Source organism: Acinetobacter sp. FDAARGOS_558, assembly GCF_003937785.1.
In the GTDB taxonomy this organism is placed as follows: Bacteria; Pseudomonadota; Gammaproteobacteria; order Pseudomonadales; family Moraxellaceae; genus Acinetobacter; species Acinetobacter baumannii.
On record NZ_RKJH01000001.1, the window covers coordinates 2,056,345 to 2,068,551 of the forward strand.

The window sequence follows — 12,207 nt, forward strand, 5'->3', positions numbered from 1 at the left end:
AATGTCTTTAAGTCGTATTCGCCTAGCTTCTCTTCATGACAAGGTCATCAGTGCTGAACAAGCTGCGCAATTCATCGAAAATGGAATGACCGTTGGTATGAGTGGTTTTACTCGTGCCGGTGAAGCTAAAGCTGTTCCACAAGCACTTGTAGAGCTTGCAAAAAAGAATCCGTTAAAAATCACGTTAATTACGGGTGCTAGCTTAGGTAATGACTTAGACAAACAACTCACGGAAGCAGGTGTTTTATCTCGTCGCATGCCATTCCAAGTGGATAACACTTTGCGCCGCGCAATTAACAACGGCGAAGTCATGTTTATTGACCAACACTTGTCAGAAACTGTTGAGCAAATGCGTAACCAGCAACTTAAACGTCCAGATGTTGCGGTCATTGAAGCAATTGCGATTACTGAAGATGGTGGCATTATTCCAACAACTTCTGTTGGTAACTCTGCAAGTTTTGCGATTTTTGCCGAAAAAGTAATTGTTGAAATCAACACTTCTTTAAGCGAAAGCTTTGAAGGTTTGCACGATATCTATATTCCAACTTACCGTCCAACACGCACACCAATTCCATTAACAAAAGTGGACGAACGTATTGGTACAACAGCTATCCAAATCGATCCTTCGAAAATTGTTGGTATTGTCTTTAACGATACACATGACTCTCCATCGACAGTCACTCCACCAGATGATGAGACTCAAGGCATTGCCAATCACCTTATCGCATTCTTTGAAAAAGAAGTGGCTGAAGGTCGTTTACCGAAAAACCTTGGTCCACTCCAAGCAGGGATCGGTTCAATTGCAAACGCTGTACTAACAGGTTTAAAAGATTCTAATTTTGAAGACCTCATCATGTACTCAGAAGTACTACAAGACTGTACTTTTGAATTAATTGATGCAGGCAAAATGAAATTTGCTTCTGGTAGTTCAATTACGCTTTCAGCAAAATGCGGTGAAAAAGTTTTTGGCAATATCGAAGCTTACAAAGACAAATTAGTGCTTCGTCCACAAGAAATTTCTAATCACCCTGAGCTTGTACGTCGTTTAGGTATTATCGGTATTAATACTGCACTTGAGTTTGATATTTACGGTAACGTGAACTCAACTCACGTGTGCGGTACTAAAATGATGAACGGTATTGGTGGTTCAGGTGACTTCGCTCGTAATGCGCACTTGGCAATCTTTGTAACCAAATCTATTGCTAAAGGCGGAGATATTTCTTCTATCGTGCCAATGGTGAGCCACGTTGACCACAGTGAACACGACGTTGATATTTTAGTGACAGAGCAAGGTTTAGCAGACTTACGTGGTTTAGCACCTCGTGAACGCGCTCGCGCTATTATCGACAACTGCGTACACCCGCTTTACCGTGATGCATTAAATGACTACTTTGATCGTGCATGTGCTAAAGGCGGACATACACCTCACTTACTTCGTGAAGCATTGTCTTGGCATGCAAACTTCGAAGAAACAGGCCAAATGCTTCAACCAACACCAGTTGCAAAATCAGCTTAAGTCATACTTTTAATTTAAGCACTCCTACAGGGGTGCTTTTTTATTTGTGTAAATTATTCACAAACTACTGCTCAAGTTCGAATTTTTATTTTATCTTTTCAATACATCAAAACAAAAAGTAGAAATCCATATGTTCATTATTCGCCAATTTACAAATGCAGATCTGGATGATGTGGTCAATTTATGGGAAAGCTGTGGCCTAACTCGCCCCTGGAATAACCCTGAAACGGATATTTTCAGGAAAGTTTCGCAGCAGGATGATTTATTCCTCGTTGCTATTAAGGATGAGCAACTAATTGGTACGCTTATGGGCGGCTACGACGGCCATAGAGGCTGGATTAATTATCTGGCTGTTCATCCCCACCAACAACGCTTAGGAATAGCCACAGCGCTTGTTCAACAGCTTGAGAAGCGGCTTATGGCGCGTGGCTGTCCCAAATTACAATTATTAGTACGTAAAGATAATCTGAATGTGTTGAATTTTTACGAGCAGCTCGGCTATGACGAAGTAGAAGCGGTATGTTTAGGAAAACGTCTTATTAGTGACAACTCTCATGACTAAAGGCGCCTCTTGAAATGAAGAACCTTTAGGAAATAAAGCTAGACCTTGGGATAACTCACTTTACTTGTGGATAAAATGAGAGTTATACACAGGTGAAGTCATTCTAATCACGAATCAAATAAATAGGCATGAAAAAAGCCCCATACTTTAAGTATGGGGCTTTTTCGAATATGGTGGCGAGACCCAGGATCGAACTGGGGACACACGGATTTTCAATCCGTTGCTCTACCAACTGAGCTATCACGCCGATGGCCTGTATTAAGCCGTATCTCAGAACAATAGTCAACAATTATCCTGAGTTTTTGATTTAAATGAGTATTTTTTATACTCAAAAAAAATCCCTGATGGGATCAGGGATTGAAAACACAAATAATGGTGGCGAGACCCAGGATCGAACTGGGGACACACGGATTTTCAATCCGTTGCTCTACCAACTGAGCTATCACGCCGAAGTGGGCGTATTAAACAATGTTTATAGGAGGACGTCAAGCAACTTCCGCATTTTTTGTAACAAGTGTTTAATTTTAAATCACAAGTGCCGTAAAAATAGGATTTTAGCTATGCAATTTACCAATATGAGCTAAGCAGCGATGAATTGCACCACAACCTGGCTCAAAAATTTTAACGCCTTTTGCTTCTTCTATACGACAAGCTTCTTCAACTAGACGCTCTGCTACTCCGCGTCCACGATTTGCAGGGTGTACAACTATATATTCAAGCACCTTGCTTTCACCTTGTCCTGAACACCAGATTGCACCTATAATTTTGGTGTTAAATTCGGCAGTGTATAGCGTGGTATACTGTTGTAAATCTTGTTCAAGTTGTTCAATCGCATCGTGCCCGTCACCAAACTCCGGACTTGTGTCATACAGTCGCTCAAGCTGATCGCGGATCTCTGAATTATCTAGAGAACTATAAGCATGTACGGTAATAGGCATTGATTAACCCTCCTGAGCAAACTATGATGCTGTCACGAATTCGTCACAGCGAAATTGTCGTTAACATCCAATCATTTTTGACGTTTTTTGAGGAACGTGTCCATGACGCAACGTATCAGTGAAGTGGTTAGAAATACCAATGAAACCAAAATTCGAGTTCGTTTAAATCTCGATGGTACTGGTCAAGGCACACTAAACACCGGAGTTCCATTTTTAGACCATATGATTGATCAAATCAAGCGACATGGCTTATTTGATATCGATATTCATTGTGATGGAGACTTAGAGATTGACGATCACCATACCGTAGAAGACTGCGGTATCACGCTTGGACAAGCTTTTGCACAAGCTTTAGGTGATAAAAAAGGTTTACGTCGTTATGGGCATTTTTACGCGCCATTAGACGAAGCTTTATCTCGTGTGGTTGTAGATTTGTCTGGACGTCCGGGTTTATTTATGGATATTCCATTTACTCGCGCGCGCATCGGTACCTTTGACGTAGATTTATTTTCCGAGTTTTTCCAAGGTTTCGTAAACCATGCGCTTATGACCTTACACATCGATAACTTGAAAGGTAAAAATAGCCACCATCAAATCGAGAGTGTATTTAAAGCACTAGCTCGTGCTTTACGTATGGCATGTGAAATTGATCCACGTGCTGAAAACACGATTGCATCGACAAAAGGTAGCCTCTAATGACACGTATCGCATTGCTTGATTATGGCATGGGTAATCTGCACTCAGCCGCTAAAGCACTTGAATATGTAGGTGCAACCGTCGATGTGACAAATGATCCAAAATTAATTGCACAAGCCGACAAAATTGTTTTCCCGGGTGTTGGGGCAATGCGTGACTGTATGCAAGGCATGCGTGAAGCAGGTATTGATGAAGTTGTACGTAAAGCAGCTTTTAATAAGCCTGTTCTTGCAATTTGCGTAGGCATGCAGGCACTACTACAAAGCTCAGAAGAAAACGGCGGTGTAGATGCCTTAGGTATTTTTGACGGGGTAGTAAAACACTTTCCTCAAATGGAAGGTTTAAAAGTCCCACACATGGGTTGGAATCAGGTTCACCAAATGGACCCAAGTCACCCGATGTGGAACAACATTGAACAAGATGCCCGCTTCTACTTTGTACACAGCTACTATGTTGAACCTAAAGATGAAAATCTTGTGGCTGCTACATGTGAGTATGGCGTGAACTTCTGCACAGCAATTCACAAAGATAATTTATTCGCGACTCAATTCCACCCAGAGAAAAGTCACACTGCTGGTTTGCAGTTACTGAAAAACTTTGTGGAATGGAATATTTAATTCGATTCAAAAACTAAAACAGATCAGGTCAAGATAGCCTGATCTGTTTTTTTATTTATAATAATAACCAATCATTTATAGAATGATATTTTATTCAACAAAATATTGAATATTCATACTTTTAAATAAAATCAAATGATTAGGATAAACACAATGAATTCACCTTTTGAAAATCAGCCCATTTCACAAGATTCACCGTTTAAGGCAAATGGTCGTTTTGGACGACTCTCTTATGCAGCTTGGACATTCTTATTTACGCTAGTCCTTGTTACCGCCATTCTACTTATTATGTTTACTTTTGGTTTTACAAACCCTGAAGGTGCCCCAGACTTTTCTACGCCTGGCTTAATCTGTATAGCAATTCTTTATATAGTCGGTATTTATATTAACTTCGTATTTACCATCCGCCGTTTGCATGACCGCAATAATACAGGGTGGCTCTCTTTACTGATGCTAGTACCGGTCGTGAATATTGGCCTTGCCATTTATTTATTCTGTGCAAAAGGAACTGAAGGTCCTAATGATTATGGACCTAAGCGTCCAACGCCAAGCTGGGAGCGTGTTTTAGGCTGGATTTATATTGTGCTTATTCCGCTTGCATTAATTTTTGGTGTTATTGCCGTAATTATGGCTCCAACCTATGAAGGCTATGTCGAGAAAAGCGAAAGTATTGTAATTGGTAGCCCATCTCAGTCTGAATAATTTTTAAAGATGTACATAAAGCCTAGTTCTCTAGGCTTTATTCATATATAAAGTGAATAGCCCTATTCATTTGTACGCTGTTAAATATGTCTGAAGCCTCTGCCCTTCTTGATAAAACTTCTATTCAGCAGCTCCCTCCTTTTGAAAATCTTAACCATCAAAATATTGTGGTGATTGAAAATGGCGAGCAATGCAAAACTATTGAAGAAGAATTAAAAGCAGCGACCTTTTTAGGATTTGATTCTGAATCTAAACCTACTTTTCAGGTAGGTGAAGTATCAACTGGCCCACATTTGATTCAGCTGGCTACAGAACACAAAGCCTATTTATTTCATGTCAATTTATCGACTTTAAAATTTTTACAGCCCATTTTGTCTAATCCAAAACAAATTAAAGTCGGGTTTGGGCTTAAAAATGATAAGCATATTTTTCACAAAAAAGGCATAGAGCTTGAAAGCTGCGTTGACCTTGCTAAAGGTTTTAGCCACTTTGGTTTTAAACAACAAATGGGTGTACAAAAAGCCGTAGCACTATTACTTGGTCAGTATCTTGCCAAGTCGAAGAAAGTCGGAACTTCAAATTGGGCGCGAAAACCGCTTACTTCACAACAAATCAGTTATGCAGCTGCTGACGCCTATGCTGCCCTATTGGTATTTCTCGAGCTTAAAAAAAGAAAAGTATTACCGATACATATTTCTGAAAAGATTCAAACCGCACTTCAAAGGTAAAGTTATAAAAGTCTTTTCTAAGGCTTAGCGATTGATCAATACTTTGCTAAGATGTGCACAATTTCATAAACATGATGAAGCAAGGAGCGAAAGCATGCTAATCATTCCAGCAATTGACCTGAAAGATGGTAAATGTGTGCGTTTAAAACAAGGGCGTATGGAAGACGATACCGTTTTCTCTGACGATCCGGTTGCAACTGCCCAGCATTGGGTAAATGAAGGCGCACGACGTTTGCATTTGGTCGATTTGAATGGTGCTTTCGCAGGTACGCCTATTCATAAACCTGTTGTTGAAGCAATTGCAAAAGCTCAGCCAGAATTACCAATTCAAATTGGTGGCGGTATCCGCTCATTAGAAACCATTGAACACTATTTAGAAGCTGGCGTGACTTTTGTCATTATCGGTACTAAAGCCGTTCAAGAGCCTGAATTTGTAGAAGAAGCTTGTAAACGTTTTGCAGGCCACATCATTGTCGGTATTGATGCCATGAATGGCATGGTTGCAACTGACGGTTGGGCAAACGTTACTGATGTGAAAGCAACTGATTTAGCAAAACGCTTTGCAGATGCAGGCGTGTCTAGCATTGTTTACACAGACATTGCGCGTGACGGCATGATGCAAGGTGTAAATGTTGAGCAAACTGTAAACTTGGCTCAATACTCAGGCTTACCAGTCATTGCTTCAGGTGGTGTAACCAACCTTGATGACGTTCGTAACTTAAAAGGCCAACCGGGCATTTTAGGTGCAATCACAGGCCGTGCAATTTATGAAGGTACTTTAAACCTTCGTGAAGCTCAGCTTTTGTTAGATGAAAACCGTCTTTAATTTTTTAAGATGTAAAAAAGAGCCTGATTAGGCTCTTTTTTATTGCTGATATGAAAATATATTCCGAATCAATACACCACATTACGAATAAATTTAAGTACTTGGCTACCGCTATTGATATAGGTATAAGTCACTGAACTGGCAAAAATAAAAGATGAACCAGCCGCTATGGTTTTTGAGCTGTCTGTAAATTGTATGGTCAATTCGCCTTCTAACACATAAATCAGTTCTTGCCATCCTTCAGCATCGGCTTCAGCAACATAAGACTCCCCAACAGCCAAAGACCATGTCCAAAGTTCAACTTGAGAACGGGAAGGAACTGAAGCAAGAAAAGTTGCCTTACTTTCTTCCTTTTCACCTTGCCAAGCGAGTGCATTTACTAGGGCATGTTCTTTTAGCTCAGGCGCACTCACAATTGTTCTAAAATCTACTCCCAACACTGCCGCAATCGCATCGAGTTTAGCTAAGCTAATATTGACTTGGCCTGTTTCCAGAGCAGCAATGGTACGTCTACTTACACCTGCCCGATCAGCCAAGTCCTGTTGGCTTAAACTACGCTCATCTCTTAATGAACGGATATTTGTGCCTACATGTTGTAAAACGCTACTCGACTGGCTCATAAAATAGATGAATAAAGAAAATTTGAGCAATATATTGCACAAAACAGAAGAATAGCGCAATATGTGCAGTATATTGCACAATTCCCTTTAGTTTGAGTATGTCACCAACTTATCTGAGTTCAAGCAAAGTTCCTCAATTAGCTCTCATTTTGATTACGGTCATTTGGGGTGGAACATTTCTTACTGTGCAGTACGCACTGAATTTTTCATCACCTATGTTTTTTGTAGGCTGCCGTTTTGCCGTAGCTGCCTTAACGCTATTACTTATTTCATTAAAGAGCATGAAAGGCGTTACATTAAAAGACTTGGGCGCTGGCAGTGTAATTGGCCTTGTCATTGCAGCTGGCTATGGCACGCAGACAATTGGCCTGCAAACTATTCCGAGTAGTGAATCAGCTTTTTTAACGGCGCTGTATGTTCCGCTTGTTCCTATTTTAATGTGGCTCATATTTAGAAAAACTCCACATATCATGACTTGGGTGGGAGCAGCTCTTGCTTTTACTGGCCTTGTTTTATTGACGGGTAATGGTTTTAAGCAAATTTCCTTGAGTTTTGGACAGCTTTTAACAGTGCTCGGCGCCTTTGCGATTGCCTTAGAAATTATTTTTATTAGCTACTTTGCTGGAAAGGTAAATTTGCGTCGCGTCACCATTATTCAACTTGGTGTCGCCTCTCTACTTTCGTTTACCATTATGCCTATAGTAGGTGAACATACAATTCCAGCATTTTCATGGCCTCTAATACTCATTGCTGTCGCATTAGGCTTAGCAAGTGCACTCATTCAATTTGTAATGAACTGGGCTCAACGTGTGGTTGACCCTTCGCGTGCTGCAATTATCTATGCAGGAGAACCTGTTTGGGCAGGTATTATTGGTCGAATTGCAGGTGAGCGTTTACCAGTTATTGCCCTTTTTGGGGGGGCTTTAGTGGTGTTAGGTGTTTTAGTCAGTGAGTTAAAAATTAAGCTGCCTATTAAGAAAAACAAAAGAGTCCGAGAATAAAAAAGAGAGCTTAACGCTCTCTTTTTTATATATCACTTTTCTTTAATAAAATAGAGGGTTCGTAGTACTCAACTGTCGGCATTGGATCATAAAATGGATGAAGCAATTTTTTCCATTCTTGATAAGCCTCCGACTTTCTAAACCCTTCTGTATGATTTTCAATTTCATCCCAGAAAATCATTAAAATATAATGATGGGGATCGGTTGTATGCTTAATCAGTTGGACCGCATTGAAACCTTCCATTAGAGAAACAATATGTTTAGCCTGCTCGAATGCCTTAAGAAATGCTTCACTTTGTCCCGATTTTATTTTCAAATGCACATGTTCAATAATCATGATTTATTAATACATCGGTCGGTTATCATTTAACGCAATCAAACCGCGAATTGCACGATATACAATCCAGATCCATGCTGCCGCGATAACACCCACACAGAATACAGTCGATGAAATAGCAACGCCTGCAAATAGATCGGTATTTTCACCCGTAAAGAACAAGAAAATAAACGGCAAAAAGGCAATAATATTCCAAGCCAAGTACCACCAGAATGTTCTGATTTGCCATGTAAAGTGGCTCGCAAAAATTGAACCTTGCACATCAGAGCGTTTTACATAGTTAATAATTAAAGCAATAATCGCAAGTAAGCCGCCTGTAAAAATGGCAACAATATAAAGTACATATAAGATAAGTGTTAAAGTACGATTTGGATCTTGGTCGATAGAACTATTCATTTTTATACCTCTCAAGTTTAATAAAACAATTTACTTTTATGATCCCCGCAAAACGTTTAAAGGAGAAATTAGCCACAAAATCAAAAGTAAATGAAAGAATATGGTACAAAAATAAATCTTACGAAATGGTTGTTTTTGTGTTTTATGTCTCAGTTTTTGTTGTGCCCACCACGCAGCTGGCCATCCCCCTAAGAAACTGACAATGTGCAAAGTCTGCTCAGGAACACGGCGATTACCCAATTGCGCTGCTTCTTTATCTTGTGAATATAGCCAGTAACTCAACACATTCATCATTAAGACAAACAATAAGGTATAAGCCGGCAAAATATGAATAAAACTCATAATGCCCATTAAAACGAAATAAAACACAATCCCCATTTGCATAGCAGACCATGGGCTGGTCTGAAAAGAAGATTGTGTTTTTGTAGGTTTTAAAGCCTTACGGGTTTGAGATGCCTTTAAATACGTGACCTGCTGAGCACGAAAACGGCCTCGTTCGTCGAGGATTACCAGATATTCCAGTGCACAACCAATAATTGGCCGAGGTCCGGGGCGTGCAAAATCTTTGATATGCAAAAAGACTCGCTCTTTTTCAGCATCATCCGGCTGAATAAAGCCATAACCCTTTTCGTCGAACCATTCGACTAAACGCCCCTGATCTCGCATCTTTATTCCCTTTTATGATTTTACATGGCTTAAACGGTCTTGCATCATTGCTCGCATTTCTTGCGGGTCTTTTTGCAAGATGTCATCGCCGGTACGTCCTTCTTCTTTATTTTTTTGAGCAACTTGCAAACGCATTGACCAAAAACGGCAAGCCGCCATTGCCAAGAATACATCTAAACATTCAAGTTCATCTGAAGTCAGCGCACGGACTTTTTGGTATGCCTCTAAATAAGCGTCTACTTTGTCTGAGTTTAAATGCGCTGCTGGATATTCGGTACAAAAATCATTGATGGTAATCGCAATATCAAACAGCAACTCATCTTGATTTAACTCGTAAAAATCTAAAATACCTTGTAGTTGCTCGCCTTCAAACAAAGTATTGTCACGGAACAAATCTGAGTGAATAAAACCTGTCGGTCGATTTGAATACTGCGCTGTTTTCGCATTAAAAGCTTGATAAACCTGCTCAAGTAACGTTTGGTCATCTTGAGTCATATTTGGTTTAAGCTGCTCAGCAACACCTGTCCAGTATTGATGATCACGGCGATATTCGCGTTCAAGCGGAAAATCTTGTAAAGCTACATGTAGCTTCGCCTGTGCATCTGCAATTGCAGCAACTTGGGCTACTGTAGTTTGCATGGGATGGTGTCCCATTAAACGTGGTGCAATTTGTGCAGGCTTACCCGCAATAAAATGAACCGCTTGGCCGCTGTGCTTTAATGGCACGGCAACGGGTACATCATGAGTACCTAACTGCTCAAGCACCGGAATTAGTTCGCCTGCACCTTGTGCATCTAACTCTTCAAATACGGTAAGTACATATTGTTTGCGGTTTACATCAACCAGAAAATAATTGGTGTTTTGAATACCTCCCTGAATTGGGTTCAGCTCCAACACCTCTAATCCATAAGGTGCAGCAAAGGTGCGAACTTCATCTAAACTCAACGGGGTATAAACCGACATGGAAAACCTGCAAAAAACATCTGTGAAGTTTGATAGAATACCTCTTCCCTCCATGAAGGTGTAGCGCCTGTGTAGGAACTTTCACCAACGGCGATTATTTTTGGAAAAAGCTATGCTTGCTAAACGTATTATTCCTTGCCTAGACGTTGATAACGGACGCGTAGTTAAAGGCGTTCAATTCCTCGATATTCGTGATGCAGGCGACCCTGTTGAAGTGGCACGTCGCTATAACGAACAAGGTGCAGACGAAATTACTTTCTTAGACATTACCGCTACACATCATGGCCGCGATACCACTTACCGTACTGTTGAACGTATGGCCGAGACTGTATTCGTGCCTTTAACTGTCGGTGGTGGTGTACGTAAGGTTGAAGATATTCGTGCGTTATTAAATGCAGGTGCAGATAAAGTGAGTATTAACTCGGCTGCCGTATTTAACCCTGAATTTGTTCAAGAAGCCTCTCAGCATTTTGGCGCACAATGTATTGTGGTTGCGATTGATGCCAAAAAAACTGGTGACAACAAATGGGAAATCTTTACTCACGGTGGCCGTAAACCAACGGGTATTGATGCCATTGAATGGGCTGTAAAAATGGCTGACTACGGTGCCGGTGAGTTACTCATTACCAGTATGGATGCCGATGGTACTAAAGCAGGTTATGACATTGCGTTAATGCGTGCTATTAATGACCGCGTGACCATTCCAACGATTGCCTCAGGCGGTGTGGGTAACTTACAACACCTTGCAGACGGTATTTTACAAGGTGGTGCCGATGCAGTATTGGCAGCGAGTATTTTCCACTTTGGCCAATATACAATTCCAGAAGCTAAACAATATTTGGCTGAACAAGGCATCGAAATGCGCTTGTAAGCTTATTTATATTTAAAGGGGCAATATGCCCCTTTAATTTTTTATGCAGCACCTTCTATCGCATTTACATCACTAACGAGTTTAGGCTGTTCTTTTTTCTCGACCCATTTTGCTGGAAAGATTTTTTCTACAACTTGAGAGAGTGGCCTAGCAAGCACAGTAGGTAACCGTATCCCCAAAGGGTTTTGTTCTTTTAAATCTGCCGAAGACACTACACGTGTTCCCATTACATAGTCAAACCAAGGTTTGGTCACACACCAATTGGCATCTTGGTTAGAGTTCATATGGTGGTCGTAATGCCACGGAATTTTACGCTTTGCCCAGTCAGGCTCTAAATGTGCACGGCGATGAATATAATAATAGTTTCCTGCACTGTACCAAGCTGCGAGTGCCATGCCTTTTGAAAAAGGGTAAAAAATTGCACTTGAAACGGTTGCCACCACAGCAAGCGAAATTAACTCATTTTTAGTTCGCCAGTTTCCCACGCCTTCCACATAGCAATCATCATGAAATTGTTGTTTACGGACTTCACGATGGTGTGCCCAATGCGACTCCATACTTTTCGGCACTGGGCTATAGCGCGGTTGTCCGGCACGGTGCACACCATGCAAAATATATTTATGTGCCACCCATTCAAATGCATTCGCAACTGCAATTCCGGCAATAAACCCTTTTAACATCACCTAACTCCTTTTTCTTTTTATTCAGCATATAAAATTCGTTATGCTAGGTATTGACCAGAATTTATGGTTTCATTGACAAATCACG

Annotated in this window: 16 protein-coding genes and 2 tRNA genes; 9 read left to right on the forward strand and 9 right to left on the reverse strand. The window is 40.7% G+C overall.

Annotated features, from left to right (window positions below; translation table 11 throughout):
* Position 1 precedes the first annotated feature (1 nt).
* Both EGT34_RS09920 and EGT34_RS09925 read left to right on the forward strand, forming a co-directional pair.
* Entirely contained in the window at positions 2-1,516 is a 1,515-nt protein-coding gene (locus EGT34_RS09920; RefSeq protein WP_000059344.1) for an acetyl-CoA hydrolase/transferase family protein, read from the forward strand.
* 130 nt (positions 1,517-1,646) lie between these two features.
* A complete protein-coding gene (locus EGT34_RS09925; protein ID WP_000469968.1) occupies positions 1,647-2,078 on the forward strand; it encodes a GNAT family acetyltransferase in 432 nt (143 codons plus the stop codon).
* Positions 2,079-2,249: 171 nt separating this feature from the next.
* Here EGT34_RS09925 and EGT34_RS09930 read toward each other — a convergent pair.
* The 3 genes from EGT34_RS09930 to EGT34_RS09940 form a co-directional block, all read right to left on the reverse strand.
* Positions 2,250-2,325: transfer RNA gene (locus EGT34_RS09930), tRNA-Phe, on the reverse strand.
* A gap of 126 nt (positions 2,326-2,451) precedes the next feature.
* Positions 2,452-2,527: transfer RNA gene (locus tag EGT34_RS09935), tRNA-Phe, on the reverse strand.
* A 105-nt stretch (positions 2,528-2,632) separates the two neighbouring features.
* Complete coding sequence (locus tag EGT34_RS09940; protein WP_001123235.1) at positions 2,633-3,016, reverse strand: GNAT family N-acetyltransferase; 384 nt, start codon at positions 3,014-3,016, stop codon at positions 2,633-2,635.
* 102 nt (positions 3,017-3,118) lie between these two features.
* Between EGT34_RS09940 and hisB the strand changes: the two genes are divergently transcribed.
* From hisB to hisA, 5 genes are all read left to right on the forward strand, one after another.
* Positions 3,119-3,712, forward strand: a complete 594-nt coding sequence (gene hisB, locus EGT34_RS09945; RefSeq protein WP_000194096.1) for an imidazoleglycerol-phosphate dehydratase HisB — start codon at positions 3,119-3,121, stop codon at positions 3,710-3,712.
* On the forward strand, positions 3,712-4,329 hold the full coding sequence (gene hisH / locus EGT34_RS09950) for an imidazole glycerol phosphate synthase subunit HisH (RefSeq protein ID WP_000196732.1): 618 nt from the start codon (positions 3,712-3,714) through the stop codon (positions 4,327-4,329). Before hisB ends, hisH begins: the two co-directional genes overlap by 1 nt.
* 153 nt (positions 4,330-4,482) lie before the next feature.
* Positions 4,483-5,031: a DUF805 domain-containing protein gene (locus EGT34_RS09955; protein WP_001087813.1), complete on the forward strand. Its 549-nt coding sequence runs from the start codon at positions 4,483-4,485 to the stop codon at positions 5,029-5,031.
* 86 nt (positions 5,032-5,117) lie between these two features.
* Complete coding sequence (locus tag EGT34_RS09960; RefSeq protein ID WP_001287552.1) at positions 5,118-5,759, forward strand: 3'-5' exonuclease; 642 nt, start codon at positions 5,118-5,120, stop codon at positions 5,757-5,759.
* A gap of 94 nt (positions 5,760-5,853) precedes the next feature.
* Positions 5,854-6,585, forward strand: coding sequence for a 1-(5-phosphoribosyl)-5-[(5-phosphoribosylamino)methylideneamino]imidazole-4-carboxamide isomerase (gene hisA / locus EGT34_RS09965; RefSeq protein WP_000905538.1), 732 nt, complete (start codon positions 5,854-5,856; stop codon positions 6,583-6,585).
* Positions 6,586-6,653: 68 nt separating this feature from the next.
* On the opposite strand, the gene EGT34_RS09970 is transcribed toward hisA, so the two are convergent.
* Positions 6,654-7,205, reverse strand: a complete 552-nt coding sequence (locus tag EGT34_RS09970) for a helix-turn-helix domain-containing protein (RefSeq protein WP_000083600.1) — start codon at positions 7,203-7,205, stop codon at positions 6,654-6,656.
* A 98-nt stretch (positions 7,206-7,303) separates the two neighbouring features.
* Here EGT34_RS09970 and EGT34_RS09975 point away from each other — a divergent pair, with 98 nt between their 5' ends.
* The gene (locus EGT34_RS09975) at positions 7,304-8,206 is read left to right on the forward strand and encodes a DMT family transporter (protein WP_000075490.1); all 903 of its coding nucleotides are present in this window, start codon (positions 7,304-7,306) and stop codon (positions 8,204-8,206) included.
* 25 nt (positions 8,207-8,231) lie between these two features.
* Here EGT34_RS09975 and EGT34_RS09980 read toward each other — a convergent pair whose 3' ends face one another.
* Genes EGT34_RS09980 through EGT34_RS09995 form a run of 4 tightly spaced genes read right to left on the reverse strand, consistent with a single transcriptional unit; the run spans position 8,232 to position 10,568 of the window.
* Positions 8,232-8,543 carry an antibiotic biosynthesis monooxygenase family protein gene (locus EGT34_RS09980; protein WP_000582725.1) on the reverse strand — a complete coding sequence of 104 codons (312 nt, stop codon included), beginning with the start codon at positions 8,541-8,543 and terminating at the stop codon, positions 8,232-8,234.
* A gap of 6 nt (positions 8,544-8,549) precedes the next feature.
* Positions 8,550-8,939, reverse strand: coding sequence for a DUF4870 family protein (locus EGT34_RS09985; RefSeq protein WP_001088853.1), 390 nt, complete (start codon positions 8,937-8,939; stop codon positions 8,550-8,552).
* 36 nt (positions 8,940-8,975) lie between these two features.
* Complete coding sequence (locus tag EGT34_RS09990) at positions 8,976-9,605, reverse strand: DUF1294 domain-containing protein (RefSeq protein WP_001205594.1); 630 nt, start codon at positions 9,603-9,605, stop codon at positions 8,976-8,978.
* A 12-nt stretch (positions 9,606-9,617) separates the two neighbouring features.
* Positions 9,618-10,568: a homoserine kinase gene (locus tag EGT34_RS09995; protein WP_000118181.1), complete on the reverse strand. Its 951-nt coding sequence runs from the start codon at positions 10,566-10,568 to the stop codon at positions 9,618-9,620.
* Positions 10,569-10,680: 112 nt separating this feature from the next.
* Here EGT34_RS09995 and hisF point away from each other — a divergent pair, with 112 nt between their 5' ends.
* Positions 10,681-11,439: an imidazole glycerol phosphate synthase subunit HisF gene (hisF, locus tag EGT34_RS10000; protein WP_000880078.1), complete on the forward strand. Its 759-nt coding sequence runs from the start codon at positions 10,681-10,683 to the stop codon at positions 11,437-11,439.
* A gap of 41 nt (positions 11,440-11,480) precedes the next feature.
* On the opposite strand, the gene EGT34_RS10005 is transcribed toward hisF, so the two are convergent.
* On the reverse strand, positions 11,481-12,119 hold the full coding sequence (locus tag EGT34_RS10005; RefSeq protein ID WP_000911631.1) for a hypothetical protein: 639 nt from the start codon (positions 12,117-12,119) through the stop codon (positions 11,481-11,483).
* Between the last annotated feature and the right edge of the window lie 88 nt (positions 12,120-12,207).

Coding starts and splice junctions, on each gene's coding strand:
- EGT34_RS09955 (WP_001087813.1), top strand. CDS start 4,483: ATGAATTCACCTTTTGAAAATCAGCCCATTTCACAAGATTCACCGTTT.
- EGT34_RS09980 (WP_000582725.1), bottom strand. CDS start 8,543: ATGATTATTGAACATGTGCATTTGAAAATAAAATCGGGACAAAGTGAA.
- EGT34_RS10005 (WP_000911631.1), bottom strand. CDS start 12,119: ATGTTAAAAGGGTTTATTGCCGGAATTGCAGTTGCGAATGCATTTGAA.
- hisA (WP_000905538.1), top strand. CDS start 5,854: ATGCTAATCATTCCAGCAATTGACCTGAAAGATGGTAAATGTGTGCGT.
- EGT34_RS09970 (WP_000083600.1), bottom strand. CDS start 7,205: ATGAGCCAGTCGAGTAGCGTTTTACAACATGTAGGCACAAATATCCGT.
- EGT34_RS09990 (WP_001205594.1), bottom strand. CDS start 9,605: ATGCGAGATCAGGGGCGTTTAGTCGAATGGTTCGACGAAAAGGGTTAT.
- EGT34_RS09995 (WP_000118181.1), bottom strand. CDS start 10,568: ATGTCGGTTTATACCCCGTTGAGTTTAGATGAAGTTCGCACCTTTGCT.
- EGT34_RS09985 (WP_001088853.1), bottom strand. CDS start 8,939: ATGAATAGTTCTATCGACCAAGATCCAAATCGTACTTTAACACTTATC.
- EGT34_RS09975 (WP_000075490.1), top strand. CDS start 7,304: ATGTCACCAACTTATCTGAGTTCAAGCAAAGTTCCTCAATTAGCTCTC.
- EGT34_RS09920 (WP_000059344.1), top strand. CDS start 2: ATGTCTTTAAGTCGTATTCGCCTAGCTTCTCTTCATGACAAGGTCATC.
- EGT34_RS09925 (WP_000469968.1), top strand. CDS start 1,647: ATGTTCATTATTCGCCAATTTACAAATGCAGATCTGGATGATGTGGTC.
- hisB (WP_000194096.1), top strand. CDS start 3,119: ATGACGCAACGTATCAGTGAAGTGGTTAGAAATACCAATGAAACCAAA.
- hisF (WP_000880078.1), top strand. CDS start 10,681: ATGCTTGCTAAACGTATTATTCCTTGCCTAGACGTTGATAACGGACGC.
- EGT34_RS09960 (WP_001287552.1), top strand. CDS start 5,118: ATGTCTGAAGCCTCTGCCCTTCTTGATAAAACTTCTATTCAGCAGCTC.
- hisH (WP_000196732.1), top strand. CDS start 3,712: ATGACACGTATCGCATTGCTTGATTATGGCATGGGTAATCTGCACTCA.
- EGT34_RS09940 (WP_001123235.1), bottom strand. CDS start 3,016: ATGCCTATTACCGTACATGCTTATAGTTCTCTAGATAATTCAGAGATC.